Annotated in this window: 22 protein-coding genes; 18 read left to right on the forward strand and 4 right to left on the reverse strand. The window is 69.8% G+C overall.

Translation table 11 applies throughout. From position 1 onward, the window contains the following. The first annotated feature begins 26 nt into the window (after nt 1–26). From MTES_RS02675 to MTES_RS02690, 4 genes are read left to right on the forward strand one after another with little or no spacing between them, the layout of a single operon-like run. Nucleotides 27–1,427: an O-antigen ligase family protein gene (locus MTES_RS02675; protein ID WP_013583639.1), complete on the forward strand. Its 1,401-nt coding sequence runs from the start codon at nt 27–29 to the stop codon at nt 1,425–1,427. Beyond that, on the forward strand, nt 1,424–2,734 hold the full coding sequence (locus tag MTES_RS02680; protein WP_013583640.1) for an O-antigen ligase family protein: 1,311 nt from the start codon (nt 1,424–1,426) through the stop codon (nt 2,732–2,734). Before MTES_RS02675 ends, MTES_RS02680 begins: the two co-directional genes overlap by 4 nt. Nucleotides 2,735–2,783: 49 nt before the next feature. Then, entirely contained in the window at nt 2,784–4,697 is a 1,914-nt protein-coding gene (locus MTES_RS02685) for a glycosyltransferase (protein ID WP_013583641.1), read from the forward strand. Continuing rightward, on the forward strand, nt 4,694–5,656 hold the full coding sequence (locus MTES_RS02690; protein WP_013583642.1) for a glycosyltransferase family 2 protein: 963 nt from the start codon (nt 4,694–4,696) through the stop codon (nt 5,654–5,656). The genes MTES_RS02685 and MTES_RS02690 overlap by 4 nt, the downstream gene beginning before the upstream one ends. Nucleotides 5,657–5,690: 34 nt before the next feature. Here MTES_RS02690 and MTES_RS02695 read toward each other — a convergent pair whose 3' ends face one another. The 4 genes from MTES_RS02695 to glf are packed head-to-tail and all read right to left on the reverse strand — an operon-like array spanning nt 5,691 to nt 10,428. Further along, a complete protein-coding gene (locus MTES_RS02695; protein WP_013583643.1) occupies nt 5,691–6,431 on the reverse strand; it encodes an ABC transporter ATP-binding protein in 741 nt (246 codons plus the stop codon). Beyond that, nucleotides 6,431–7,222 (reverse strand): ABC transporter permease, encoded by a 792-nt coding sequence (locus MTES_RS02700; protein ID WP_013583644.1) that lies wholly within the window; start codon nt 7,220–7,222, stop codon nt 6,431–6,433. Before MTES_RS02700 ends, MTES_RS02695 begins: the two co-directional genes overlap by 1 nt. 22 nt (nt 7,223–7,244) lie before the next feature. Continuing rightward, a complete protein-coding gene (locus MTES_RS02705) occupies nt 7,245–9,278 on the reverse strand; it encodes an acyltransferase family protein (RefSeq protein ID WP_158309741.1) in 2,034 nt (677 codons plus the stop codon). A 13-nt stretch (nt 9,279–9,291) separates the two neighbouring features. After that, nucleotides 9,292–10,428: a UDP-galactopyranose mutase gene (gene glf, locus MTES_RS02710; RefSeq protein ID WP_043360935.1), complete on the reverse strand. Its 1,137-nt coding sequence runs from the start codon at nt 10,426–10,428 to the stop codon at nt 9,292–9,294. Nucleotides 10,429–10,574: 146 nt separating this feature from the next. Between glf and MTES_RS02715 the strand changes: the two genes are divergently transcribed. The 14 genes from MTES_RS02715 (at nt 10,575) to MTES_RS02780 (ending at nt 26,760) form a co-directional block, all read left to right on the forward strand. Further along, nucleotides 10,575–12,494: a DUF6541 family protein gene (locus MTES_RS02715; RefSeq protein WP_013583647.1), complete on the forward strand. Its 1,920-nt coding sequence runs from the start codon at nt 10,575–10,577 to the stop codon at nt 12,492–12,494. Nucleotides 12,495–12,496: 2 nt separating this feature from the next. Further along, complete coding sequence (locus MTES_RS02720; RefSeq protein ID WP_050901739.1) at nt 12,497–13,693, forward strand: glycosyltransferase family 4 protein; 1,197 nt, start codon at nt 12,497–12,499, stop codon at nt 13,691–13,693. Then, entirely contained in the window at nt 13,690–14,904 is a 1,215-nt protein-coding gene (locus MTES_RS02725; RefSeq protein WP_013583649.1) for a glycosyltransferase family 2 protein, read from the forward strand. The genes MTES_RS02720 and MTES_RS02725 overlap by 4 nt, the downstream gene beginning before the upstream one ends. Further along, nucleotides 14,904–16,028 (forward strand): glycosyltransferase family 4 protein, encoded by a 1,125-nt coding sequence (locus MTES_RS02730; RefSeq protein ID WP_013583650.1) that lies wholly within the window; start codon nt 14,904–14,906, stop codon nt 16,026–16,028. The genes MTES_RS02725 and MTES_RS02730 overlap by 1 nt, the downstream gene beginning before the upstream one ends. After that, entirely contained in the window at nt 16,025–17,293 is a 1,269-nt protein-coding gene (locus MTES_RS19470) for a lipopolysaccharide biosynthesis protein (protein ID WP_013583651.1), read from the forward strand. The genes MTES_RS02730 and MTES_RS19470 overlap by 4 nt, the downstream gene beginning before the upstream one ends. Then, entirely contained in the window at nt 17,290–18,171 is an 882-nt protein-coding gene (locus MTES_RS19475) for a glycosyltransferase (RefSeq protein ID WP_013583652.1), read from the forward strand. Before MTES_RS19470 ends, MTES_RS19475 begins: the two co-directional genes overlap by 4 nt. Nucleotides 18,172–18,187: 16 nt before the next feature. Next, nucleotides 18,188–19,069 (forward strand): glycosyltransferase family 2 protein, encoded by an 882-nt coding sequence (locus MTES_RS19795; RefSeq protein WP_013583653.1) that lies wholly within the window; start codon nt 18,188–18,190, stop codon nt 19,067–19,069. Between the two features lie 31 nt (nt 19,070–19,100). Continuing rightward, entirely contained in the window at nt 19,101–20,042 is a 942-nt protein-coding gene (locus MTES_RS02750; RefSeq protein WP_013583654.1) for a UDP-glucuronic acid decarboxylase family protein, read from the forward strand. 4 nt (nt 20,043–20,046) lie between these two features. Continuing rightward, the gene (locus MTES_RS02755) at nt 20,047–21,180 is read left to right on the forward strand and encodes an NAD-dependent epimerase/dehydratase family protein (protein ID WP_013583655.1); all 1,134 of its coding nucleotides are present in this window, start codon (nt 20,047–20,049) and stop codon (nt 21,178–21,180) included. A 79-nt stretch (nt 21,181–21,259) separates the two neighbouring features. After that, complete coding sequence (gene rfbA / locus MTES_RS02760; protein WP_013583656.1) at nt 21,260–22,129, forward strand: glucose-1-phosphate thymidylyltransferase RfbA; 870 nt, start codon at nt 21,260–21,262, stop codon at nt 22,127–22,129. Continuing rightward, nucleotides 22,129–23,127 carry a dTDP-glucose 4,6-dehydratase gene (gene rfbB / locus MTES_RS02765; protein WP_013583657.1) on the forward strand — a complete coding sequence of 333 codons (999 nt, stop codon included), beginning with the start codon at nt 22,129–22,131 and terminating at the stop codon, nt 23,125–23,127. Before rfbA ends, rfbB begins: the two co-directional genes overlap by 1 nt. Before the next feature lie 4 nt (nt 23,128–23,131). After that, on the forward strand, nt 23,132–24,541 hold the full coding sequence (locus MTES_RS02770) for a sugar nucleotide-binding protein (protein ID WP_013583658.1): 1,410 nt from the start codon (nt 23,132–23,134) through the stop codon (nt 24,539–24,541). A gap of 72 nt (nt 24,542–24,613) precedes the next feature. Then, entirely contained in the window at nt 24,614–25,525 is a 912-nt protein-coding gene (locus MTES_RS02775) for an ABC transporter permease (protein ID WP_013583659.1), read from the forward strand. A 5-nt stretch (nt 25,526–25,530) separates the two neighbouring features. Next, nucleotides 25,531–26,760, forward strand: a complete 1,230-nt coding sequence (locus MTES_RS02780) for an ABC transporter ATP-binding protein (protein WP_013583660.1) — start codon at nt 25,531–25,533, stop codon at nt 26,758–26,760. Nucleotides 26,761–26,805: the final 45 nt, after the last annotated feature.

The raw sequence follows: 26,805 nt of genomic DNA on the forward strand, positions 1-26,805 counted from the left end.
GACCCGGACGGTAGCCTGATTCCACCATGGCCATGTACACGAACCACCCGGTCTCGGCGCCGCCCTCGGCTCCCGTGCGCGAGACCACCGGGCACCTGCTCCTGCGCGCGTGGTGCGTGTTCGTGATCGCGCTCGCCCTGGGCGGCGTCGGCCTCGTCAACGCGGTCGGTCCGACGGTCAGCACCGTGATCGTCGTCGCGACGGCGGTGGTCTCGGGGGTCGTCTGGGCCGTGGTGCGCCCGCCCGTGGCCTGGCGTCGTCTGCCGTGGCTCGCCTTCGGCTACGTGGGGTGGGCGTTCCTCTCCCTTCTGTGGAGCGCCTGGCCGGCGGCATCCGTCCTCACGCTTCTCCTCCTGGGCATCACGACGTTCCAGGGGTTGTTCGTCGGGGCGGTCCTCACGTGGCGCGACGTCGTGCGCGCCGTGGCGTCGGCGGCGAAGTGGATCGTCGGCCTCTCGCTGCTGTTCGAGCTCGCGGTGTCGGTATTCGTCCGCGGGCCGATCCTGCCCGGCTTCGTGCTCCCGACCTCGCGCATGGATCCGATCGTGTACTGGTCGCGCGACAACCTCTTCGACGGGGGACGCATCCAGGGCGTCTTCGGAAACGCCAACCTCCTGGCATCCGTCATGCTCGTGGCCATCATCGTGTTCGCGATCCGGTTCGCCGCCGGCGCCCCCCGACGCCTCTGGTTGCTCGGGTGGATCGCGGTCGCGGCGTTCCTGTTCGTCCGCGCGGGGTCGGCCACCGCCGTGATCTCCGCGGCGTTCGTCGCCCTCGTGCTGGGGACGGTCCTGGTGATGCGCACCGCGAGCCGTCCCGGCGAGCGGACACGGTGGTACGCGCTGTACGCCGTCATCGGCCTGGGGGGCGCGGCCGCGCTGTGGTTCGGGCGCGACGCGATCTTCGGCCTGCTCGGTCGAGGCGCCGACCTCACCGGACGCGAGGGGATCTGGGCGGACGTGCTCGCCCGTGCGGCGGAGCGCCCGTTCACCGGTTGGGGCTTCTCGACACCGTGGATCGCCTCGGAGCCGCTCATCGACGGGTGGATCGTCGACCACGGCCAGACCGTCGTCCAGGCGCACAGCGTGTGGATCGACGTCTTCTTCCAGCTCGGTGGCGTCGGAGTCCTGCTGTTCGTCCTGGTGTACCTCGCCTACCTCTGGCGCTCCTGGTTCTTCGCGGTCGACCGGCCGCGCTGGGATCTCCGCGCCGATCGCCCGTACTCGCCGCTGACTCTCCTGCCCACCCTCATCGGCGCGCTGCTCGTGGTCCAGGGACTCACCGAGTCGGGTCCGCTGCTGCTGTGGGGCTGGATGTTCGTCGTCCTGTTCGGCGCGAAGATCAAGCAGGCCCCGCTCGTCGGGGTCGGCCCCGCCGAGCAGAGCATCGCGATCGAGCGCGGCGAACCGCAGAGCGCCGGATCGTGACCTCCGCGCTGCTCGCCTCGGCGGGCTTCGCGCGGGCCTTCACCCTCCTCGTCTTCGCGACGGTGTTCGGGTCCTCCGCCATCCGCGGCGTCGCCGGCGACGTGACCCTCGCCACCATCGTCCTCGGGCTCTGCCTGCTCGGCGTGGGCGTGCTCGGCGCGCGCCGACGCGAGATCGAGCTCGTGCGCCTCGCCCCCACCACCCTCGTGCTGTTCGTCGCGTGGGCCGGAGCGAGCGTGCTCTGGAGCGCCGATCCCGCGGCGAGCCTCGGCGGCTGGGCCGAGCTGGTGGCCGTGTCCTTCCTCGCCGTCGTCATCGGTCACGTGCGCGACGCCCTGCAGACCGTGCGCGCGCTGGGCGACGTGCTCCGCTGGCTGCTCGGCGCGTCGCTCGCGCTCGAGATCCTCAGCGGCATCCTGCTCGACGTCCCGATCCCGTTCCTGGGCATCCAGGGCGACATCGCCGCGCTCGGTCCGGTGCAGGGGCTGTTCGGCACGCGCAACGTGCTCGGCTTCGTCACGGTCATCGCCCTGATCACGTTCCTCGTCGAGTACCGGACGCAGTCCGTGCGCGCAGGCGCGGCGATCGCCTCCGTCGTCCTCGCCGGCGCGCTCGCCGCCCTGAGCGGGTCGCCGACGGTGATCGCGGTCGCCGTCGCCACCGGGGCCGCGGCCCTCGCACTCACCCTCGTCCGCCGGATCCCCGCGCAGCGGCGCCCTCTGGCGCAGCTGATCCTCGGCGTCGTCGTGATCGCGACGGTCGCGACGGGGTACGGCGCGCGGGACGCGCTGGTCGCGCTCCTCGACGCGCGCGCCGACTTCTCTCTTCGCACCGACCTGTGGTCGCAGCTCCTGACCTACGTGGCCTACCGGCCGGTCGAGGGCTTCGGGTGGTACGGCCCGTGGTCGCCCGAGTCGTTCCCCTTCGCCACGCTCAACTTCACCCTCGGCGAGGAGCACACCTCGGCGCTGGACGCCTACCTCGACGTCCTCCTGCAGGTCGGGTGGGCCGGGCTCATCCTCTTCCTCACCCTCGGCGCGTTGGCCCTCGCGCGCGGCTGGCTCGTCGCGAGCGAGCGCCGCTCGGTCGTGCACGCGTGGGCACCCCTGACCCTCGTCGCCCTCCTCACCTTCTCGCTGTTCGAGAGCTTCACCCTCTCCGGCGCGGGTCTGCTGCTGCTCGTCGTGTGCGCGGTTCGCGCGGGGCAGTCCCGCTCCTGGCGGGAAAGCCTCGGGCTCCGGATGCCGCCGGCACCGGCGCCCGACACCGGTTCGGGCGTTCAGGGCCCGCCCACCGCTGCCGGGTAGACTCCGGGCTGGCCGCCCGACGGCCTGCGCCTTCGACGAAAGACCCTTCGTGACGTACACCCTGCAGAACGCCGTGCTCCCGCTCGACCGCGATCCCGACCTTCTCCCGCTCTACGTCGACCCCGAGACGTGGTCGACGATCGACGAAGAGCCGGTCCGCGTGACCAACGTGGCGCAGCTGAGCAACGTGCTGGATCGCCACCGCGCGCGCATCGTCGCCGGCCGCCGCGTGTCGTTCGGCACCTACTTCAACGCGTTCCCCGCGTCGTACTGGCAGCACTGGACGGCCGTCCGGCACGTGCGCCTCACGGTGCGCACCTCGGGAGACGCGACGATCCTCGTCTACCGGTCGAACGGCGCCGGCACCAAGCAGCGCATCGAGACGCGCGAGGTGCGCGGGGAGTCCGCCGAGACCTCGTTCGACCTCGTTCTGGATCAGTACAGCGACGGCGGGTGGATCTGGTTCGACGTCGCCGCCGACCGTTCGGACGCGATGTTCGAGGGCGCCGCCTGGACGACCGAGGAAGAACCCGTCCGCCCGGGCAAGGCCAGTATCGGCATCACCACGTACAACAAGCCCGACTACTGCGTGAACACGCTCCAGGCGCTCGCCGACGCGCCCGACGTGCTCGACGTCGTGGACCGGGTCTTCCTCATCGACCAGGGCACCGATCTCGTCTCCGACCAGACGGCGTACCCCGAGGTCGCGTCGCGCCTCGGCGAGACCCTCCAGGTCATCCGCCAGCCGAACCTCGGGGGGTCGGGCGGTTTCGCCCGCGCCATGACCGAGACCCTGCAGCGCCCCGAGAGCGACTTCGTCCAGCTGCTGGACGACGATGTCCGCATCGAACCCGAATCGATCCGCCGGTCCGTCGTCTTCGGTCGCTACGCCTCGGTTCCCACGATCGTCGGCGCGCACATGTTCGACCTGCTCGACCGCCCGAAGCTGCACGCGTGGGCCGAGGTCGTCGACGACGCCCCCTTCATGTGGCGGGCGCTCTACCAGGAGCGCCTCCCCCACGACTTCAGCGTCGCGAACCTGCGCCAGACCCCCACGCTGCACATGCGACTCGACGCCGACTACAACGGCTGGTGGATGTGCCTCATCCCCACGAGTATCCTGCGCGAGATCGGTCTGTCGCTCCCCGCGTTCATCAAGTGGGACGACGCGGAGTTCTGCCTTCGGGCTCGGGATGCCGGCTACCCCACCGTCTCCATGCCCGGTGTCGCGCTGTGGCACGTGTCGTGGGTCGGCAAGGACGACTCGATCGACTGGCAGGCCTATTTCCACGCCCGCAACCGGATCGTCTCCGCGCTCCTGCACTCGCGCTCACCGCAGGGCGGCACGCTCATCCGGCACAGTCGGCGTCTCGACCTGAAGCACCTCATGATGATGCAGTACTACCCGGTCGAGCTCCGCCACCGTGCCCTCCGGGACGTGCTCTCGGGTCCCGCGCACATGCGGCGGACCCTCGCGACCGCGATGCCCGAGGCGCGCGCGATCGCGAAGAAGCATCCCGAGACGATCGTGCACAAGGACTCGGGGGTGCCGCTGCGCTCCCGCCGCGGGCGTCAGGTGTTCCGGCGCCTGAAGCGGCACGAGTTCGACAGCCCCAGCGGCATGCGCCTGCGCGTGTTCACCCTGCGCACCCTGCTGTCGCACTGGTTCCACACCCCGCGACCCGAGAACGTCGCGCAGCCCGAGGTCGAGTTCGGCAAGGCCGACGCCCACTGGTGGCGCGTGCCCTCCTTCGACAGCGCCCTCGTCAGCGCCGCCGACGGCTCGGGACAGAACATCTACACGCGCGATCGCGCGCAGTACCGCCGCATGCTGCGCGAGAGTCTGCGCCTGCACCGCCGTCTGCAGCGCGAGTGGCCCCGCTTGTCCGACCAGTACCGCCGCGCTCTGCCCGACCTCGTCTCCGAGGCCCAGTGGCGCGCCACCTTCGAGGAGCAGTCGTGACCGCGTTCGATCCGGCCACCGCGACCATCGTCGTCGTCACCTACAACCGCACGCACCTGCTCACGCGCCTGCTCGAGAGCATCGAGCGGATGGACCCGGCTCCGGGGCACCTCGTCGTCATCGACAACGCCTCGACCGACGACACCACCGAGGTCGTCGAGGCGTTCCGCGATCGCCTTCCCACCGAGCTCGTCTACCGCCGTCTCGAGACGAACACGGGCGGTTCGGGCGGGTTCAGCGAGGGCATGCGCGTCGCTTACGAGCTCGGATCCGAGTGGATCTGGCTGATGGACGACGACGTCGAGGTGGTCTCGGACGGCCTCGCCCGCATGGGGCACTGGACGCCGCGCTTCCGCAGCATCCAGGGCCGACGCTACGACTACGACGGCAGCGAGTTCTACTGGCAGTACCGCGTCGCCGAGTCGATGGCGATCCCGATCCCCTTCGCCCCCGCTGGCTTCGACGACTCGGGCTTCAAGCCGATGAACTCCGGCTGCTTCGAGGGCATGTTCATCCACCGCGACATCGTGGCGAAGATCGGGCTGCCCGACCCCCGGTTCTTCATCTACTGGGACGACCAGCTCTACGGGTGGCTCGCCTCCCGCCAGACGCCCTCGGTCATCGTGAACGAGTTCGTGCTGCGTCGCACGCGCGAGATCAAGCAGTGGGACATGGGCATCCGGCACATGAACGCCTCGAGCGACGCGTACCGGTACTACATCATGCGCAACCGCGCCTACCTGCAGAAGTACTACCGCGAGCTCGGTGTCTACCGCCCGCTGCCCTTCACGGCGGGAACGGCGCTGACCTTCGTCAAGGAGCTCATCCGCCTGGTCGTCGTCGAGCGCAAGCTCCGCGGAACGAGCCACCTCTTCCGCGGTCTGCGTGACGGTCGCCGCATCCTGCGCGACGCGTCGTGGACGCCGATGCCGCCGCTGGAGCGCGCGCCCGTGACGTGACGGCGCGGAGGCCGTCGGCATCCGTCCGACGAGGTCAGCGCGTCGCGTAGTCCTCGTTGTAGCGGTCGAGCACCTCGGCGATCGGAGCGTCCATCGCGAGCCGCCCGCCGTCGAGGTAGAGCCCGCGCGTGCAGAAGCGGCGCAGATCCTTCTCGTTGTGGCTGACGAAGAAGAGCGTGCGTCCCTCGGCGAGCAGTTCGTCGATGCGGCGATAGCACTTCTCCCGGAACGAACGGTCCCCGACGGCGAGCACCTCGTCGACGAGGAGGATCGGCTCATCGAGCTGCGACACCACCGAGAACGCCAGCCGCACCTTCATGCCGTTCGACAGGTGCTTGTACGGGGTGTCGACGAAGTCGCCGATCTCGGCGAAGGCGATCATGTCGTCGAACCGACGCGCGACCTCGGCGCGCGGCATCCCGTGCAATCCGGCGGTGAGGCGGACGTTCTCGCGCACCGTCAGGTCGCCCACGAAACCGCCGGTGATCTCGATGAGCGGGGCGACCCCGCCCTCGACGACGACATCGCCCTCGTCCGGAAGCAGGACCCCCGCGACGAGCTTGAGCAGCGTCGACTTCCCTTGCCCGTTGCGGCCGACGACGCCGATCGACTCCCCCGGCTGCACACGGAACGAGACGTCGCGCAGCGCCCAGAACTCGTCGGGCCGCGACCGACGGGACGCCCCGCCGAAGAGGTCCTTCAGGGTGCGGCTCCCGCGGCGGTTCCGGCGGAACCGCACGCCGAGCCCGTGCGCCTCGATCGCGGGGGCGGTCATCACAGCTCCTTCAGCACGGGACGCTCGAGACGCGGGAACACGAGAAGACCGAGTCCCAGGATGCCGAGACTCACCGCCGCGCCCACGACCACGGTCAGGGTGTCCCACTGGTCGGGGAAGAATCCGACGCGGTACAGCGTGAAGATCCCGGCCAGCGGGTTGAACGCCGCGATGTCGGCGAAGACGCCGGGGAGGTTGCCGACGCCGTAGATGATCGGCGACGCGTAGAACAGGGCCCGCAGCACCAGCCGCGTGGTGCGCTCGAGATCGCCGAACATCACGCACAGGGGCGCCACGACGAGGCCGAGCCCCACGAGCAGGATCGTCTGCAGGAGGACCGCGAGAGGGAACGCCAGGAGGGCCCACGACACCTGCGCACCCCCGAAGACGGCGAACAGCACGAGCACGGGGATCGAGAAGAGGAACTCGACGCCCTTGCTGACCACGATGCGGTTGACCCAGATCCACCGCGGGATCGACGTCGAACGGACGAGCCGGGCGTCTTTCTTGAACGCCTTCGTGAAGTCGGTCACCGCGGAGTTGAACCACACCCACGGCAGGAGGGCCGTGATGAGGAAGACGATGTACGGGTCCTCCCCCACGGAACGGTGGAAGACCTGGGTGAAGACGAACCAATAGATGCCGCTCATCACGAGCGGGTCGAGCACCGACCACAGGTACCCCAGCGCGCTCGTGGAGTAGCGCACGCGCAGGTCGCGCGACGACAGCAGCCACAGCGAGTGGAGGGAGCGCCGCACCGAGCCGGGGGCGCCGACGGCGGCGGGGGTCACCAGAGAATCCTACGTGCGAGCGTCATCCGAGGCTGGGCGGCAACTGCTCGGCCAACGAGGGGGCGAGGGTCGTGGCGTAGGTGCGCGAGAGATGGTTGTCGTCGCGGTAGAGCGCCACGTTGCCGACCACGCCGACGCAGACGTCGTCGGGGCAGATCCACGGCGTCAGATCGACGAGCTGCACGCCCGCGCGGTCCAGGACCGCCGCGGGATTGTCGTCGGCGAGGGAACCCGCGCGCGGGACGGCGCAGTCCACGGGGTCGGAGGACTCCGCCACGCAGCTGTACATGTCGAAGGGGAAACGCGGGTTGTCCCGCACGCCGAGGACCTCGATCCCCGCGTCGCCCATGCGATCGAGGAAGCGGTCGATACCGGGGCGCACGGCCTCGTCGAGTTCGCCCCAGTCCGAACGGGTCACGACGGTGAGGACGGCATCCGGTCGGATCCGCTCCACGTGCTCGATCGCGGCCTCACGCCACTCGTCGCACTGGTCGTCCATCCCGGGCTCGTCCAGTCCCATGGAGCACCCGCCCTTGGCGAGCATGACCACTCCCCACCCGTTCTCCTCTGCGACGGGCAGGAGGGCGGCGGTCATCTGCTGCGAGTGGGAGTCGCCGACCACGACGATCGTGTGCGCGGCCCGCGCGGTGTGCGGGGTCTCCCAGCACGACACGTTCAGGATGCCGTTCTCGGGCACGCGATCGCCCGAGCAGGGCCGGTCGAGTTGCATCCACTCCTCCTCGAGCGCGGTGGGCAGCGGGAGGAGAGCGGCGTCGGCGGGCGGCTCGGGAAGCGTGGGGTCGCGCAGGACCGCGGCCCCCGGGTTCGTCACGGCGGCGCGAGCCGCGATGCTGCGGGCCTCCACCTCGTTCGAGACCTGCCACGCGCTGAGCGGGAGCACGACCACCGCGGTCGCCGCGACGAGGACGGCGACCGGGACCGATCGCGAGGGGTCGCCCTTGCGCCACGCGCGCACGGGCGTGTCCACGACGGCCGTGAGGGCACGGGCGAGCGCGAGGGACAGCACGATGATGAGCGTTCCGCCGACGAAGCCGGCGCTGTCGCTGCCGGTCAGCACGAGGAAGGTGATCAGCAGCGGCCAGTGCACCAGATAGAGCGCGTAGGCGTCGCGACCGAGCAGCTGGAGGGGTCGGGATGCCAAGAACCGGGCGGGTCCGCGAGCCTCCTCGCCGCTGCCCGAGACGACCACGGCGGCCGCGCACAGCACCGGCCAGAGCGCGAGATAGCCGGGGAACCCTCCCTGCACGTCCAGGACGAGGCCGACGACGAGCAGGCCGGCGAGCCCCGCCCATCCGAGCACGGCACGAAGGCGCGGACGAAGTCGGAGGTGCGGCAGGGCGATGACCAGGAGCGAACCGGCGGCGAACTCCCAGAGCCGCGCCCCCGTGTCGAAGTACGCGCTCTGCTGCGCCGCGTCCGTTCGCACGATCGAGTACCACAGCGACAGGACGAACACGGCCCCGAAAACCCCGCCGACGACCCGGTCGGGTGACAGGCGGAATCGTCGGACGACGGCCTGGCAGATCGCCAGCAGCACGACCCACAGCACGAAGGCCTGCCCCTGCACGGACATCGACCAGAAGTGCTGGAGGGGACTCGGGGTCTCGACGCGCGCGTAGTAGTTGACGGAGTCCGCGGCCAGCACCCAGTTCTGCACGTACAGCAGAGAGGCCCAGGTCTGCTCCCACGTCGCACGCCAGGTGGAGGGCGGGAAGAACGTCCACGCGAGGGCGAGAACCCCCACCAGGGTCACGGCCGCCGCGGGGAGGAGGCGGCGGAAGATGCCGATGAGGTGCAGGACAGGGCGCACCGGTGACGGTCCGTCCATGCGGCGGACGAATCCCCGGGTGAGGAAGAACGCCGACAGCATGAGGAAGACGTCGACACCGCCGGAGACCCGACCGATCCACACGTGATACGTGACGACCAGCAGAATGGCCACGGCGCGCAGGCCGTCGATGTCGGAGCGATATGCCCAGCGCCCCTCGTCCGCCCGTCCGGCGAGGGCAGGACGGCCCGCGGAGGCCTGGGTCACACGCACGGGGACCTCACGCGAGCTGGTTGTTCCACATCGACAGAGCGGAACCGATCGCCATGTGCATGTCGAGGTACTGGTACGTGCCGAGGCGGCCGCCGAAGTGCACGTCCCGCTCGCCCTTCGCGAGCTCGCGGTAGGCGAGCAGGCCGGTGCGGTCGTCGGCGGTGTTCACCGGGTAGTACGGCTCGTCCGCCCGCGTGGCGAAGCGCGAGTACTCCCGCACGACCACGGTCTTGTCCGTCGGGTAGCGGTCGGCGCGCTCGGGGTGGAAGTGCTTGAATTCGTGGATGCGCGTGTACGGCACGTCGGCGTCGGCGTAGTTCATCACGCTGGTGCCCTGGAAGTCGCCGATCGGCAGCACTTCCTGCTCGAAGTCGAGCGTGCGCCACGACAACTCGCCCTCGGCGTAGTCGAAGTACCGGTCCACCGGCCCGGTGTAGACGACGGGCACCTGGCCGACGGTGGCCTTCTTGTTCAGCGGCTGCGAGGCGTCGAAGTAATCGGTCGACAGCTTCACCTCGATGTTCGGGTGATCGGCCATCCGCTCGAGCCACGCGGTGTACCCGTCGACGGGCAGCCCCTCCCACGTGTCGTTGAAGTAGCGGTTGTCGTACGTGTAGCGGACGGGCAGGCGCGAGATGACCTCGGCGGGGAGATCCTTCGGGTCGGTCTGCCACTGCTTCGCGGTGTAGTCGCGGATGAACGCCTCGTACAGGGGCCGGCCGATCAGGGCGATCCCCTTCTCCTCGAGGTTCGCGGCATCCTTCGCATCGAACTCTCCCGCCAGCTCGTGCACCAACGCCTTCGCCTGGTCGGGGGTGTACGCCGCCTGGAAGAACTGGTTGATGGTGCCGAGGTTGATCGGGAGCGGGAAGACGACGCCCTTGTGCGTCGTGTAGACGCGGTGGACGTACGAGGTGAAGTCGGTGAAGCGGTTGACGTACTCCCACACCGTCGGGTTCGACGTGTGGAACAGGTGCGCGCCGTACCGGTGCACCTCGATGCCCGTCTCGGGCTCATCCTCGGAGTAGGCGTTGCCCCCGATGTGATGGCGGCGATCGATCACCGTCACGCGACGCCCGGCCGCAGCCGCCCGCTCCGCGATCGTGAGACCGAAGAAGCCCGAACCGACTACCAGAAGATCCATGTACGCGAACAACTCTCGTTTCGGGGAAGAACGCCGACCATCCTACCGGCGGGCCTCTGGACGCTTGCACGGAACGGCTCAGCGGGCGCGCAGAGACCGTCCGATACGATGGCGTGTCGAAAACGGAACTGACGGAGACGGATCGTATGGGTGACTGGATCAGCGCCGTTCCGTCGTACCTCGTCGCCGTCCTGGTCCTGATCCTCCCCGGTGCCGCGGTCGTCGCGGCCGGGTGGGGCATCCGCAGTCCCCAGCGCCTCCTGCTCGCGCCGGCGGTCTCGGTCACGCTGGCCGCAGCCGCCTCCACCCTCGGCCATTTCGTCGGGCTGCGGTGGAATCTCCTGCCGTTGGCTCTCGCCACCCTGGTGGTGGTCGGCATCGGGCTCCTGCTCCGTCGCGGGACGGGGGCCGATCCGGCACCGACCGCGCGCCGCACGCTGCTGACGGCGGCACTCGCGCTGGTGGCGACCGCGGGAGTGACGACCGTGATGTTCGCGCGCGCCTTCGGCGCTCCCGACAACATCGCCCAGCGCTTCGACAACATCGTCCATCTCAACGCCATCGCTCTCGCCGTGCAGAACGGCGACGCCTCGGGGTTCCAGATCGGCGCCACCTCCGACATCGGGTTCTACCCGAACGGCTGGCACGCGATCACCACGCTCGTCGTCGAGCTCACCGGGGCCTCGGTCCCGGTCGCCGTCAACGGGGCGAACCTCGCGTTCGTCTCCGTGCTGTGGCCGGCGTCGATCATGGCGCTGGTGGGCGCGCTGTTCGCTCAGCGACGCACCGCGTACATCACGGCCGCCGCGCTCTCCGCCGGCTTCGGCGCCTTCCCCGCGCTCTTCTTCAACTGGGGTGTGCTCTACCCCAACCTCGTCGGGTACGCGATGGTGCCCGCGGCGCTCTCCACCGTGATCACCGCTCTCGATGACCGCGGCCCGCGCGCGCTCACGCGCGCCCTGCTGCTGGCGGCGCTCCTCGCGGGGGGCGTCTTCCTCGGCCACCCGAACGCGTTCCTGGCACTGCTCGCCTTCTCCGCGGCCGCCGTCATCGGCACCCTGTCCGTCCGTGCGTTCGACGCCCGCACACGTGCGTCGATGATCGGGGTCGGCGCGGCCGTCGTCGGCTTCGGTCTCGTCATGGCGGTCGTGTGGTCGATCTTCCGCACGGGCGCCGAGCATTCGGGCTGGGCCCCCTGGCAGAACCTGGCCCAGTCCGCCGGCGAAGGGCTGCTCGCCTCGCCCCGCGGCTTCACCCCGACGATCGTGGTGGTCCTCCTCCTGGCGGCGGGTGCGGTCGCCGTCGCCCGACGCCCCCGGTGGGTCCCCGTCCTCGCCGTGTTCGGGGTCGCCGTGGTGCTGTTCATGGTGGTGTCGGGTCTGCGCATCGACTCCCCCGTGCGGCAGGCGCTGACGAACCCCTGGTACAACGACGCGAATCGCCTGGCCGCGCTGCTCCCGCTCGCGGCGATCCCCGTGGCCACGCTCGGCGCGCTCGCGATCGTCGACGTCGCCCGCGGCTGGGCGACCCGGTGGTCGTTCCCGCGGTGGGCGCGCCGAACCGCCTCCGTGGTCGCGATCCTCGCCGTGTTCTCGGTCGTGCTCGGCCCGAACGTGCGGATCGCCCTCGCGCAGGTGCACGAGGCCTACGCCTACACCGACAACGCGCTCATCCTCTCCGGCGACGAACACGCCCTGCTCGAGCGCCTCGACGACGAGACCCCCGACGATGCGCTCATCATCGGCAGCCCGCGCACGGGGACCTCTCTCGCCCTCGCGCTCGCCGATCGCGAGGTGACGCAGCGGCACGTCTTCGGTTCCCCGTCCCCCGAGCTCCTGTTCCTCAACACGCACCTGCGCGACATCGACTCCGACCCCGCCGTCTGCTCCACGGTCGACGAGCTCGGAATCGACTACGTGCTGGACTTCGGCCGTCGCGACGTGATCGACGACCCGAACGGGGCGACGGCGTACGACGGCATCCAAGACCTCGTCCCGTCCGCGCACCTCGTCCTCGTCGACTCCCAGGGACCCGAGGCGCGCCTCTTCCGAATCGAGGGGTGCTGACGATGTCGCGCGAAACGACCGTCGCGGTCGCCTACGACTGCCTCTTCCCGTACTCCACCGGCGGGGGCGAGCGGCAGTACCGCGCCGTCGCCGACGAGCTCGGACGCGGGGGACTCGAGGTCGACTACCTCACCGCCGTGCAATGGGACGGCCCGACCCCGGTCGAGGAGCACTTCCGCACCCGCCCCATCACGGGTCGTCTGAGCCTGTACTCCCCCGGCGGTGTGCGCCGCATCCCGGCGGCCCTGCGCTACGCCGCCGCGCTGTTCCGCACGCTCGTGCGTCGCCGTCGTCGTTACACGGCCCTCATCGTCAGCGGTCTGCCGATCTTCAACGTCTTCGCGGCGCGACTGGCCCTGCTCGGATCGGGCACGCGCGTGGTGGTGGACTACCTCGAGGTCTGGCACCGGCGCCAGTGGGTGGAGTACTCGGGTCTCGTGACCGGCACGATCGCGTGGGTGCTGCAGCGCGCGGCCATCGCCCTCACCCCTCTCGCGACCTGTCATTCGCAGCTCACCGCGACCCGTCTGCGCACCGAGGGGCTGCGCCGACCCCCGCTCGTCAGCCCCGGACTGATCGACGACGCCGTCGAGGTCGGGACCCCCGGCCCGGCGGCCGAACCGCCCTACGTCCTGTACGTGGGCCGACACATCCCCGACAAGCAGGTCGAGGTCATCCCCGCCGCGGTCGCCGCCGCACGCGAGAGCATCCCGGACCTCCGACTGGTGATCCTCGGCACGGGCCCGAGCTCCGATGCCGTGCGCGCGGAAGTCCAGCGCGTGGGCGGCTCCGACTGGACCGAGTTCCCCGGATTCGTCTCGGATGCCGAACTGGACACGCTCCTGCACGGGGCCCTCGCGCTCGTGCACCCCTCGCGCCGTGAGGGCTTCGGCCTCGTGGTCGTCGAAGCCAACGCGCACGGCACTCCCGTCGTCCTCGTCGCCGGCGACGGCAACGCCGCCACAGAGCTCATCGACGAGGGCGTCAACGGCGTCGTCGCCGCCACCACCCGCCCCGACGACCTCGCCCGGGCCATCCGGACCGTCGCCGACGGCGGTGACGACCTGCGCCGCAGCGCGCGCGCCTGGTACGACACCGCCGTCCGCACCCGCACCATCCGCCGCACCGTGGAGGGCATCGCGTCGGCACTGGCGCTGCCGACCCGCTCCTCGGTGAAGACGAAAGAAGACACCCCGTGACCACTCCCGCCCGAACCGATCCCGTCCCCACCGATGAGGTCGAGCTGACGATCCTCATGCCCTGCCTCAATGAGGCGGAGACGCTCGAGGTCTGCATCCGGAAGGCCCAGGGCTTCCTGCAGCGCAGCGGCATCCGCGGCGAGGTGCTCATCTCCGACAACGGCAGCACCGACGGCTCCCAGGCGATCGCCGAGGGGCTCGGCGCCCGGGTGTCGCACGCCCCGCGCCGCGGATACGGCGCCGCGCTCATCAACGGCATCGAAACCGCGCGCGGCCGGTTCGTCATCATGGCCGACGCCGACGACAGCTACGACTTCGAGAACCTCGAGCCCTTCGTCGAGCGCCTCCGTGCCGGCGCCGACCTCGTCATGGGCAACCGCTTCCGCGGCGGGATCGCCCCCGGCGCGATGCCCCCGCTGCACAAGTACCTCGGCAACCCCGTGCTGTCGTTCATCGGCGAGCTGTTCTTCCGTCCCGGCATCCGGGACTTCCACTGCGGTCTGCGCGGCTTCAACCGCGCGCGCATCCGCGACCTCGACCTGCAGACCACCGGCATGGAGTTCGCCTCCGAGATGGTCGTGCGCGCCTCTCTCGCTCGGTACCGCATCGAAGAGGTGCCGACCACGCTGAAGAAGGACGGACGCTCCCGCCCGCCGCACCTGCGCAGCTGGCACGACGGGTGGCGGCACCTCCGCTTCCTCCTGCTGTTCGCTCCGCGCTGGTTGTTCGTCTACCCCGGCCTCGTCGCCTTCTTCCTCGGCGCGATCGCGGTCGGTGTGCTCTCGTTCGGCGGGGTCGAGATCGCCGGGGTCGGCTTCGACGTCACCACGATGGTCTACGCCAGCGCGCTGTGCGTGATCGGATTCCAATCCCTGCTGTTCTTCTGGCTCACGAAGCTCTACGCCACGCAGGAGGGATTCCTCCCCACGAGCGAGAGATACCGACGGATCGTCGCGAAGTGGTCGGCCGAGCGCGGTCTCCTGATCGGCGTCGCCCTCTTCGTCCTGGGCATCGTCATCGGGATCGTCCAGGTGACCCTGTGGGGCAGCCTCGACTTCGGGCAGCAGAACGCCGCCCAGGCGGTGCGCATCGCCGTCCCCAGCGCGCTGACGATCATCCTCGGCTTCCAGACCGTCATGATGAGCTTCTTCTCCGGCGTGCTCACCACGCCGCGACGCGAGCAGCGGCCCGAAGCCGTCATCGAGAGCTGATGGCCGCGTCCCGCATCCTCGTCGACCTGCTGGGGTTCACCGGCTCACGCGGCGGGACCGAGACCTACGCGCGGGAGCTCCTCCCGCGCCTCGAGGAGCGATTGCCGCACGCCCGTTTCGCCGCCCTCACGGGGCGCGCGGGGCAGACGCGCGTCACGACCTTCTTCCCCGGCCCGGTACAGATCGTGCCGTGGGTGGGCGCCGACCCGGCGACCTGGGCCCTCGGTGCCGTGGCCGGTACCGACGCCCTCGCCCGTCGGTACCGGGCGGACCTGGTGTGGGCCCCGGCGAACTTCGGACCGGTCTTCCGTGGGGTTCCCCGCGTGGTCACCGTGCACGACGCGATCTACGACGAGGTGCCCGGCGGGCTCGCCGAGCGCGCGCAGCGCAGCGTCACCTCACTCCTTATGCGGCGCTCCGCCCGCACGGCCGACCAGGTGCTCACGGTGTCCCACGCGGCCGCCGACAGCATCCGGGCCCATCTCGGCGTCGCCGCAGGACGCATCTCGGTCGTGCACAACGGCAGCACCGAGCCGCGCCCGCAAGACGACCCGGCGGGAATCCTCGCGCCGCTCGCCCTTCCCGTGGGCCGACCGATCGTCCTGAGCGTCGGCAACCGGATGCCGCACAAGAACTTCCGCGGACTGCTCGAGGCCGTGGCATCCCTTTCCCCCGCGGAGCGGCCCGTGACGGTCATCGCCGGCAGTCGCCTGCCCGACCCCCTCGCCGCCGACGTGGAGCGGCTGGGCCTGGAGGGCGACGTCGTCCTTCCCGGCTGGGTGAGCGACGCCCAGCTCGAGGCGCTGTTCCAGGTCGCCGACCTGTACGTCTGCCCCTCCCTCGTCGAGGGATTCGGTCTCCCCGTCGTCGACGCGCTGCGACGATCCGTCCCGGTGGTCGCCAACGACGTCCCCGTGCTCCGCGAGGTGGGCGGAAGCGCCGCGCGGTACGCGGATGCGACGGATGCCACAGCCTTCGGCGACGCGATCCGCTCCGCCCTCGCCGCCCCGCCGAGCCCCGCGACCCGCGAGGCCGCGCAGCAGTGGGCCTCGCGCTTCACCTGGGACGGCGCGGCCGACGGCGTCGCCGAGGTCCTGGACCGCGCTCTCGGGGAGCGTCGATGACCGACACCGCGGGACCGGCACCGCTGCGCGGACGGCTTCTCGGCTTCATGGTGGTCCCGGCGATCGCCGCCATCTCGCCCCTCCTGGTGCTGCCGCTCATCTCGCGCCTCGCCGGCGACGGCGGCTGGGCGAGCGCGATCGCCGGAGAGGCGATCGGCACCTTCGCGGCGATCGCGATCGGCTACGGGTGGACGGCCGTCGGCCCCGCCCTCATCTCGATCGCCCCCGACGACGAGCGGCGCGCCCGGCTGTACCGCGACTCGATCGTGGTGCGACTGCTGCTCGCCGCGATCGTGCTGCCCCTCCTCGCCGTGGTGTGCTGGCTCGTGGCCTCGCCCGGATCCGAGCTGCTCACGGTGCTGATGGGCGTCCAGGGCGCTCTGATCGCCCTGTCCTTCACCTGGTACTGCGCGGGCGTCGGGGACCCTCGCACGATCATCTTCTTCGACGCCGTCCCGCGCGTGGTGGCCACCGCCCTCGCCGCGGGGGCGATCCTGCTGACCGGGATCGTCGAGCTCTACCCGGTCGCGGGCATCCTCGTGACGCTGGGCGGCACGATGCTGTTCAGCGCGCGCCTGCTGCGCCGGCATCCCGGTCCCTGGCCCCCGGCACGCGAGATCCCGGGTCTCCTGCGCGCGGGCCTTCCCGTCGCGGTGAACGACGCCGCGCTGAGCGCGTACTCCAGCGTCCCCGCTCCTCTCGTGAACGTCACGGCGCTTCCCTCGGCGGCCGCCGGCTACGCCTCGGCCGACAAGATGTTCAAGCTCGGGAGCGTCCTGCCCTTCACCCTCGCGAGCGCGTTCCAAAGCTGGGTGAGCGAGGGCGACGCCCTCGACCGCCGCCGACGCCTGAGGGTGGCCCTCGCCACGCACGGGGCCTTCGGCCTCCTCGGCGCCGTCGTCCTCACCGCTCTCGGCCCCTGGGTCAGCCTCGTCATGTTCGGCGAGTCGGCCGCGGCCGGACTCGATCTGGTCGCCGCGATGGGGCTCGTGTTCCTCTTCCTCTCCGTCCGCACCTCGATGACGCGTCACGTGCTCTTCCCCGCGGGCAAGGCCCGTCTGGTCATGCGCGCTACGCTCGTGGCGACGGCGATCGGCGTCCCCGCGATGGTGGCGATGGCGATCGTGATCGGCCCCCTCGGCGCAGCGCTCGGCTACGCCCTCACCGAAGGCCTGGCCACCCTCCTGCTGTGGCGGCCGTGCGCCGCCGCGATGCGCGACATCGCGACCCCTCCGGCCCGAGAAGAACAGGACCGCACCGTATGACCTCCTCCCCCCGTGACGCGGCCTCCCGCATCGGCGCGGTCGTGCTCACCTGGCGCGATCGCGTGCAGACCGTCGAGTGCGTGACCGGCCTCCTCGCTTCTCCGGCCATCACCCGCGTCGTGGTCGTCGACAACGAGGCCGACGGGACGATCCGGGATGCCTTCGCGCCCGACGATCGGATCGAGTTCGTCGAGCTGAGCGCCAACACCGGGTTCGCCGTCGGGGTGAACGCGGGGATGAAGGTCCTTCTCGCCGACGACGCGATCGATCTCCTGCTCGTCATGAACAATGACGCGACCCTCCCCTCGAGCGACATCGAGCTCCTGCGCGCCGCTCTGGACACGGACGCGTCCCTCGGGGTCGTGGGTCCGCGCATCGTCACGCCCGACGGCCAGCGATTCTCCGCCGGCGGGATCGTCAATCGCCTGACCTGGGGCATCCGCCAGCCGCGTCCGGCGGAGCAGCCCGACTTCCTCACGTGGGCCTGCGTCCTCGTGCGGCGATCCACGCTCGAGACCGCGGGTCTTCTCGACGAGCGCTTCTTCATGTACTGGGAGGACGTCGAATACGGCTTCCGCCTCCGCTCCCAGGGCATCGGTTTCGCCGAGGTCACCGACGCGGTCCTGACCCACGCGGTCTCGTCTTCGCACTCGCGGGCCGGCTCGCGGATCCTCGCCTACTCCAGCCAGGCGTTCCGCCACTTCCTCGCCCTGCACGGCGGTGCCACGACCGTGACCGGTCTCGCCCGCCTCAGCGCCAAGGTCCTGCTCACGCTGGCCCGTGGCGACCGGCGCGGTGCCGCCTACGTGCGCGCCGGCTGGCGCCTCGGCTCCCCCGCTCCCGATCCGGCCTACCCGGCCGTGAACGCCCTGCCCTGACCCGAGAGGACGCCCCATGACCATCGGCTTCGTCGTGACGACGCTGGGACGGCTCGAGCCGCTCCGCGCCCTGCTGACCTCTCTCGAGCACCAGCTCCAGGACGGCGATCATGTCGTCCTCGTCGCGCAAGGCGCGCAGGAGGATGTGGCGACCCTCGCCGCGGAGTTCTCGGCGCGCGGTGTCCCGGTGACCGCGACCACCTCCGCGCGCGGCGCCTCGCTCGGGCGGAACACGGGCGTTGCGGCCCTGCCCGCCGGCGACGCCGTGGTCACCTTCCCCAACGACAACACGACGTACCCCGACGGAACGGTGGCCGCCCTGCACGCGGCCGTCGACGACCCCGCGTTCCTCGCCGGGGGCTTCACCTCGTGGGACGAACGAGGCCCCAAGACCACGCTGCCCGCCGCGGGCACACCGCTGGACAAGTACAACGTGTGGTCGGTGATCGAGATGGGCATCCTCATCCGCCGCTCGCTGTTCGACGCCGTCAGGGGGTTCGACGAGAACATGGGTCCCGGCTCCGCGTCGCCGTGGCAGGTGGCCGAGGGCACCGATCTGCTGCTGCGCGCGATGGCCCACGAACCTCGCCTCCTCCACGAGTTCCGGTGGCTCCCCGCCGATGTCCACGTCGACGGCATCTCGACGGGCTTCGGACTCGACACCGCGGAGCGCCGGCGGAAGCTGCGCGCGTACGGCCGGGGGACAGGGCGCGCGTTCGCCGTCCACGGCTACCCGCTCTGGTGGCGCCTCGCCTTCACCGCCGCCGGGCTGCTGTACGGAGTCCGCAATCCGCAGCCGATCACTCTCGGCGACGGATGGCCGATGTTCGTCGGGCGCCTCGAGGGCACCCTCGGGCGCACGTTCGGTCAGGCGCGCATGGTGTCCGCCACCCGCTGAGCGCCCGACACCCCGCTGTTACGCTGAGGACGTGTCATCCAGAGTTCTCATCACCGGCGGTGCCGGCTTCATCGGGTCCCACCTCTCCGAGCGACTGCTCGACGAGGGCAACGAGGTCATCTGCGTCGACAACTTCTTCACGGGATCCCGCCGCAATGTCGAGCACCTGTTCGACAACCCGCGGTTCGAGCTCATGCGGCACGACGTCACCTTCCCCCTCTACGTGGAAGTGGACCAGATCTACAACCTCGCGTGCCCCGCCTCCCCGGTGCACTACCAGCACGACCCCGTGCAGACCACCAAGACCAGCGTCATGGGCGCGATCAACATGCTGGGCCTCGCCAAGCGCCTGCGCGTTCCGATCCTGCAGGCCTCGACCTCCGAGGTCTACGGCGACCCGGCGGTGCACCCGCAGACCGAGGACTACTGGGGCAACGTCAACCCCATCGGCACGCGCTCCTGCTACGACGAGGGCAAGCGCGCCGCGGAGACCCTGTTTTTCGACTACCGCCGCCAGCACGACCTGTCGATCAAGGTCATCCGCATCTTCAACACGTACGGCCCGCGCATGCACCCGAACGACGGCCGCGTCGTGTCGAACTTCATCGTCCAGGCCCTGCGCGGCGAGCCCATCACGATCTACGGCGACGGCTCGCAGACGCGCTCCTTCTGCTTCGTCGATGACCTCGTCGACGGCATGGTCCGCCTGATGAACACGGGGCAGGAGGTGACCGGCCCGATCAACGTGGGCAACCCGGGCGAATTCACCATGCTCGAGCTCGCGAACGCCGTCCTCGAGATCACCGGGAGCACCTCGACGATCGAGCACCGTCCCCTCCCCCAGGACGACCCCAAGCAGCGTCAGCCCAACATCGACCTCGCGCGCCGCGAGCTCGGCTGGGAGCCGACGATCGCGCTGCGCCCCGGCCTCGAGCGCACGATCGAGTACTTCCGGTCGGTTCTGGCGGACTGACCCGATGGCTCACGTCCTCATCACCGGCGGCGCCGGATTCATCGGGAGCCGCCTGGCGGCGCGACTGGTGAGGGCCGGCCATCGAGTACGTGTGCTCGACGCCCTTCTCGCACAGGTGCACGGCCCGGATCCCGACACCACCTCGCCGCTGCTGCGCGCGGTCTCGGGCGTGGCCGAGGTGCGACGCGGGACCGTGACCTCGGTGGAGGATCTCCGCGCCGCCCTGGTCGACGTCGACATCGTGATCCATCTCGCCGCCGAGACCGGCACCGGCCAGTCGATGTACGAGATCGACCGCTACGTCGAAGCGAACATCGGCGGTACCGCGAAGCTCATGGATCTCCTGACGAACGAGCCGCACGCCGTCCGACGCGTGGTCGTGGCCTCCTCGCGGTCCATCTACGGCGAGGGCGCGTACCGCACGGCCACCGGCGCCGTCGTCTACCCGCCCCACCGGACGGATGCCGCGATGGCGAGCGGAGACTTCGCCGTCCGCGGCGACGACGGTGAGGAGCTCGAGCTGATCCCGACGCCCGAGGATGCGGCGCTGCACCCCTCGTCGGTCTACGGGATCACCAAGCAGGTCCAGGAGTCGCTGATCATGACGGTCGCTCCGACGATCGGCGTCGAAGCTGTGTCGCTGCGCTATCAGAACGTCTACGGACCGGGACAGTCGCTGACCAACCCGTACACGGGGATCCTCTCGATCTTCTCGACCCTCATCCGTCAGGGGCAGGGAATCGATGTCTTCGAGGACGGCCGGGAGAGCCGCGACTTCGTGTACATCGACGATGTCGTGGAGGCCACCTTCCTGGCGGCCACCTCCCCCGCGGCTGCGGGCGGGGTCTTCAACGTCGGTTCGGGTATCGCGACGACGGTGCTCGACGTCGTCGCGGCGCTCTCCACCGCCTTCGGTGTCCCGGTGGAGACGTCGATCACCGGCCGCTACCGGCTCGGCGACATCCGCCACAACGTCGCGGACACCCGGCGCCTCAGCTCGGTGCTCGGCTTCCACCCCGAAGTGTCTTTCACCGAGGGAGTGCGGCGTTTCGTCGACTGGGTGATCGACGAGCCGGTGGGCGGGGACACCTACCGCCAGTCCCTCGAGGAGATGGCGGCCCGACGGCTTCTGAAGTAGACCCGTCCGCGTCTTCACCCGTCTCTTCCGGGTGCCGCCGAGTTCGGGAGCGTGACGCGAACTGTGGCACGATGAGGGCGTGAAGGGCATCATTCTCGCCGGTGGTTCGGGCACGCGACTGCATCCGATCACGCTCGGCGTCTCGAAGCAGCTGATTCCGGTCTACGACAAGCCGATGGTGTACTACCCGCTGTCGACGCTCATGCTCGCGGGTATCCGCGACGTGCTGATCATCACGACCCCGCACGATGCCCCCTTCTTCGAACGGCTCCTCGGCGACGGGTCCCAGTTCGGCATCGACCTGTCCTTCGCGCAGCAGCCGTCGCCCGACGGCCTCGCCCAGGCGTTCACGATCGGGGCGGACTTCATCGGCGACGACAAGGTCGCCCTCGTCCTCGGCGACAACCTCCTCTACGGCCCCGGGCTCGGTACGCAGCTCAAGCGCTTCACGGATGTCGACGGCGCCGCCGTGTTCGCCTACTGGGTCGGCGAGCCGACCGCGTACGGCGTGGTCGAGTTCGACGCCGACGGTCGAGCGGTCTCGCTCGAAGAGAAGCCCACCCACCCGAAGAGCAACTACGCGGTTCCCGGTCTCTACTTCTACGACAACGATGTCGTCGAGATCGCCCGCGGGCTCGAGCCGTCCGCCCGCGGCGAGTACGAGATCACGGACATCAACCGCGCCTACCTCGAGGCCGGCAAGCTCCAGGTCGAGGTCCTTCCCCGCGGCACCGCGTGGCTCGACACCGGAACCTTCGACCAGATGACCGACGCCGCCGACTACGTGCGCACGATCGAGCGCCGCACTGGTCTTCGCATCGGGGTCCCCGAAGAGGTGGGCTGGCGGCAGGGCTTCCTGTCCGACGAGGCACTGCGCGAACGCGCGAAGACCCTCGTCAAGTCCGGCTACGGCGCTTACCTCCTCGAAATCCTGGAAAGAGGCCACTGATGGCACGCCTTCTCGTCACCGGCGGCGCCGGCTTCATCGGTTCCAACTTCGTCCACCACGTCGTGGCGCACACCGAGCACACGGTGACGGTGCTCGACAAGCTCACCTACGCCGGCAACCGCGCGTCGCTGGCCGGTCTGCCGGAGGACCGGGTGCGCCTGGTCGTGGGCGACATCGCGGATGCCGCGGTCGTCGACCCCCTCGTCGCCGAAGCCGACGCCGTGGTCCACTACGCCGCCGAGTCGCACAACGACAACTCCCTGCACGACCCGCGTCCGTTCCTCGACACGAACATCATCGGCACGTACACGCTGCTCGAGGCGGCGCGTCGCCACGATGTGCGTTTCCACCACATCTCCACCGACGAGGTGTACGGCGACCTCGAGCTCGACGACCCGGCGCGCTTCACGGAGAGCACCCCGTACAACCCGTCGTCGCCGTACTCGTCAACCAAGGCCGGGTCCGACCTCCTCGTCCGCGCGTGGGTGCGTTCGTTCGGCGTCCGCGCGACGATCAGCAACTGCTCGAACAACTACGGGCCGTACCAGCACGTCGAGAAGTTCATCCCGCGCCAGATCACGAACGTGCTCCGCGGCATCCGTCCCAAGCTGTACGGCACGGGTGAGAACGTCCGGGATTGGATCCACGCCGACGACCACTCGTCCGCCGTTCTCACGATCCTCGACAAGGGCGAGATCGGTCAGACCTACCTGATCGGCGCCGACGGCGAGAAGGACAACAAGACGGTCGTCGAGCTGATCCTGCAGCTGAGCGGCCAGCCCGTCGACGCGTACGACCTGGTCACCGACCGACCGGGCCACGACCTGCGGTATGCCATCGACTCCACCAAGCTGCGCACCGAGCTCGGGTGGGCGCCGACCTACGGCGACTTCGAATCGGGTCTCGCCGCGACCATCGACTGGTACCGCGACAACGAGTCCTGGTGGGCCCCCACGAAAGACGGCGTGGAGGCCTTCTACGCCAGCAAGGGGCAGTGACGCGGTGACCATCGAGTTCGGCAAAGCCCTCTCGGCGCGGACGACCCCGATCCCGGGGCTGATCCTTCTCGATCTCCCCGTGCACGGCGACACCCGGGGATGGTTCAAAGAGAACTGGCAGCGCGAGAAGATGCTCGCCGCCGGGATCGACCTGCCCGACTTCGGTCCGGTGCAGAACAACATCTCGTTCAACGACGCGGCCGGCACCACCCGTGGCATCCATGCCGAGCCCTGGGACAAGTACGTCTCGGTCGCGACGGGTCGGATCTTCGGAGCATGGGTCGACCTGCGCGAGGGCGACACCTTCGGCGCGGTCTTCACCGCCGAGCTCGACGCCTCGACGGCGATCTTCGTGCCGCGTGGCGTCGGCAACTCGTACCAGACCCTCGAGCCCGACACGGCGTACACGTACCTCGTCAACGATCACTGGTCGCCCGATGCGACGTACACCTTCCTCAACCTCGCGGACGAGACGGCCGCGATCGCGTGGCCCATTCCGCTCGACTCGGTCGAGATCAGCGCCAAGGACCTCCAGCACCCGCGGCTCGCCGACGTCGTGCCGATGGCACCCGCCAAGATCCTCGTCACCGGGGCGGACGGACAGCTCGGACGCGCGTTGCGCGCGGAGTTCGGCGAGCACCCCTGGATCGAATACGCCTCTCGCGCCGACCTCGACCTCACCTCGTCGGACCTGGATGCCGCGCGCCGCTGGCGCGACTACCGCGCCATCATCAACGCCGCCGCCTACACCAAGGTCGACGCAGCCGAAACAGCCGAGGGGCGTGTCGAGGCCTGGAAAGCCAACGTCACCGCGGTCGCCGCGTTGAGCCGCGTGGCAACCGCCCACGGCGTCACCCTCGTCCACATCTCGAGCGACTACGTGTTCGACGGCACGAAGGACGCGCCGTACACCGCTTCCGACCCACTCTCCCCCCTGGGCGTGTACGCCCAGACGAAGGCTGCCGGCGACGCGATCGTCTCCGTGGTTCCCCGGCACTACATCGTGCGCACCAGCTGGGTCGTCGGCGAGGGCAAGAACTTCGTCCGCTCGATGGTCGACCTCGCCGAGCGCGGGATTGATCCGCGCGTGGTGAACGACCAGATCGGTCGCCTGACGTTCGCCTCCGACATCGCCGCGAGCATCCGCCGCCTCCTCGAGTCGGGTGCCGCGTACGGCGTGCACAATGTCACGAGCGTCGGCGAACCGGCAGCGTGGCACGAGGTCGCCCGTGAGGTCTTCCGCCTGACGGGCCACGACCCGGACCGCGTCGTCGGCGTCTCGACCGACGAGTATCACGCGGCATCGACCGCTCGGATCTCGCCGCGACCGCGCAACAGCGTGCTCGAGACGAGCATCCTCGACGTCACGTGGCAGGAGCGGCTCGCGGAGTACCTCGCTGCGGCGCGCAGCTGATCGTCGCCCGTCACTCGACGCCGGTCTCGCCTCCGGCGGCTCTCAGGAACCCGCACGGTAGGATCGAAGGCGATGTCACGCGCAAATGAAGAGGCTACGCTTCGCCTGCAGCGGCTCGCGGCGACCCCGCTGAAGCCGGTCGGCGCCATCAGCGGCTCCGGAGCGTGGTGGGGAGCGGTCCGCGCGATCTTCTCCCACCGCGAGATGCTGGGTCTCCTCGTCCGTCGCGACCTGAAGGCCCGGTACAAGGACTCCACCCTCGGCTTCTTCTGGTCGCTCATCCGCCCGCTGATCCAACTGGCGGTCTACTTCGTCGTCATGGGTCAGTTCCTCGGCGCGGCCAAGAGCATCCCCGACTTCGCGGTCTACGTCTTCGCGGGGCTGTCGGCGATCGGCCTCTTCACCGAGATCGTCGTCGGCGGCACCGGCTCGGTGCTCACGAACGCGGGTCTGGTCAAGAAGGTCTATCTCCCGCGCGAGGTGTTCCCCCTCTCGAGCGTGGGGTCCGCGCTGTTCAACTTCTGCATCCAGCTCATCGTCCTGATCGGCGCGACGTTCCTCGTCGCGAAGCCGCCGTTCCACCTCCAGCTGGTGTATGCGGTCCCCTCCATCTTGCTGATAGTCCTGTACGGCACGGCCTTCGCCCTGCTCTTCAGCGCGGTCAACGTCTATCTGCGCGACGTCCAGTACCTCGTCGAGGTCATCACGATGCTGTTGTTCTGGGCCAGCCCGATCGTCTACTCCTGGCAGATGGCGAAGACCCTGATCCCGTCCCCGGTCGTGCTCGACGTGTACACGAACAACCCGCTCACGCTCGCCGTTCTCGGCTTCCAGCGCGCGTTCTGGGTCGCCGGAGACACCGCGGAATGGCCGAGCGACCTCCTCCTCCGCATGGGGATCGCGGGCGTGATCGGTCTCGTTCTCCTGCTCGTCTGCCACCGCGTCTTCATCCGCCTGCAGGGCAACTTCGCCCAGGAGCTGTGACCCCCATGCCCACTCCCCCCGTCCTGCCCGCGGACAACGCCCCTCGCCCCGAGGTGGCTCGCATCCGCGGTGTCTCGAAGAAGTTCACGATCCGCAAGGACTCCTCGATCAAGGAGCGCGTGGTCACGCTCGGTCGCGCCGGACGCCGTCACAAGAAGGAGTTCTGGGCGCTCCGCGACGTCGACCTGGACATCTACGCCGGCGAGACGATCGGCCTGATCGGTCACAACGGCTCGGGCAAGAGCACACTCCTCAAGGTGATCGGCGGCATCGTCGACCCGACCTCGGGAACCGTCGAAGAGCGGGGCCGCCTCGCAGCGCTGCTCGAGCTCGGTGCGGGCTTCCACCCCGACCTCACGGGCCGTGAGAACGTCTTCCTCAATGCGTCGGTCCTCGGGCTCAGCCGCGAAGAGACCGAGGCGCAGTTCGACGACATCGTCGCCTTCGCCTCGATCGGCGACTTCATCGACACGCAGGTGAAGTTCTACTCCTCGGGCATGTACGTGCGGCTCGCGTTCGCCGTGGCCGTGCACACCGATCCCGACGTCCTCCTGGTGGACGAGGTGCTCGCGGTCGGCGACGAGGCGTTCCAGCGCAAGTGCATGGACCGCATCCGCGACTTCCAGAAGGAAGGCCGCACGATCATCCTCGTGACGCACTCGCTCGATCAGGTGGTCGAGCTCTGCGGTCGCGCGGTGCTCCTGCATCAGGGCGAGGTGCTCTTCGACGGCGCGCCATCCACGGCGGTCGCCCGCTTCCGCGACTTGCTCGAAGAACGACGGGTCGCCGAGCGCGACGCGGCCGACCCGGGTGCACCGCGTCCCCAGGGCTCGGTCGACAGCGTGCGCGCCGTCGTCGTGGGACGCGGCCCCGGTGAACCTCTTCAGCCCGGTGACGACCTCGAAATCCAGCTGACGCTCTCGTCCACGCACCTGGACAAGTGGGGATGCCGGATCCAGATCGACGATCACATGGGACACAAGATGTTCGTCACGGGCACGGACTGGCTGAAGACGCCCGTCGACCCGATGACGGGATCCGCAGAGGTGTCGTTCGTGCTGAAGGATCCCCCGCTCGCGGGTGGAAAGTACTTCATCAACGCGACGCTCATCGACGCGCACGGAAACGACCTGCACAACATCATGCAGGCGACCTCGTTCAACGTCGAGTTCGACCCCCGGGCGACCGGGTACATGCGCATCGACGTCGAGGGCTCCGCGATCCCGGGTCGCTGACGCCGTCTCCCCCGACGACCCGGACACGGCTCGCCGAGCCGGCGC

Origin of the sequence: Microbacterium testaceum StLB037 (genome assembly GCF_000202635.1) — a bacterium.
Classification (GTDB): domain Bacteria; phylum Actinomycetota; class Actinomycetes; order Actinomycetales; family Microbacteriaceae; genus Microbacterium; species Microbacterium testaceum_F.

What these genes read in the sequence shown, in the direction of transcription:
- MTES_RS02730 (WP_013583650.1), top strand. Translation starts at nt 14,904, where the DNA reads ATGGCCGCGTCCCGCATCCTCGTCGACCTGCTGGGGTTCACCGGCTCA.
- MTES_RS02720 (WP_050901739.1), top strand. Translation starts at nt 12,497, where the DNA reads ATGTCGCGCGAAACGACCGTCGCGGTCGCCTACGACTGCCTCTTCCCG.
- MTES_RS19470 (WP_013583651.1), top strand. Translation starts at nt 16,025, where the DNA reads ATGACCGACACCGCGGGACCGGCACCGCTGCGCGGACGGCTTCTCGGC.
- MTES_RS19795 (WP_013583653.1), top strand. Translation starts at nt 18,188, where the DNA reads ATGACCATCGGCTTCGTCGTGACGACGCTGGGACGGCTCGAGCCGCTC.
- MTES_RS19475 (WP_013583652.1), top strand. Translation starts at nt 17,290, where the DNA reads ATGACCTCCTCCCCCCGTGACGCGGCCTCCCGCATCGGCGCGGTCGTG.
- rfbB (WP_013583657.1), top strand. Translation starts at nt 22,129, where the DNA reads ATGGCACGCCTTCTCGTCACCGGCGGCGCCGGCTTCATCGGTTCCAAC.
- glf (WP_043360935.1), bottom strand. Translation starts at nt 10,428, where the DNA reads ATGGATCTTCTGGTAGTCGGTTCGGGCTTCTTCGGTCTCACGATCGCG.
- MTES_RS02780 (WP_013583660.1), top strand. Translation starts at nt 25,531, where the DNA reads ATGCCCACTCCCCCCGTCCTGCCCGCGGACAACGCCCCTCGCCCCGAG.
- MTES_RS02715 (WP_013583647.1), top strand. Translation starts at nt 10,575, where the DNA reads ATGGGTGACTGGATCAGCGCCGTTCCGTCGTACCTCGTCGCCGTCCTG.
- MTES_RS02775 (WP_013583659.1), top strand. Translation starts at nt 24,614, where the DNA reads ATGTCACGCGCAAATGAAGAGGCTACGCTTCGCCTGCAGCGGCTCGCG.
- MTES_RS02755 (WP_013583655.1), top strand. Translation starts at nt 20,047, where the DNA reads ATGGCTCACGTCCTCATCACCGGCGGCGCCGGATTCATCGGGAGCCGC.
- MTES_RS02675 (WP_013583639.1), top strand. Translation starts at nt 27, where the DNA reads ATGGCCATGTACACGAACCACCCGGTCTCGGCGCCGCCCTCGGCTCCC.
- MTES_RS02695 (WP_013583643.1), bottom strand. Translation starts at nt 6,431, where the DNA reads ATGACCGCCCCCGCGATCGAGGCGCACGGGCTCGGCGTGCGGTTCCGC.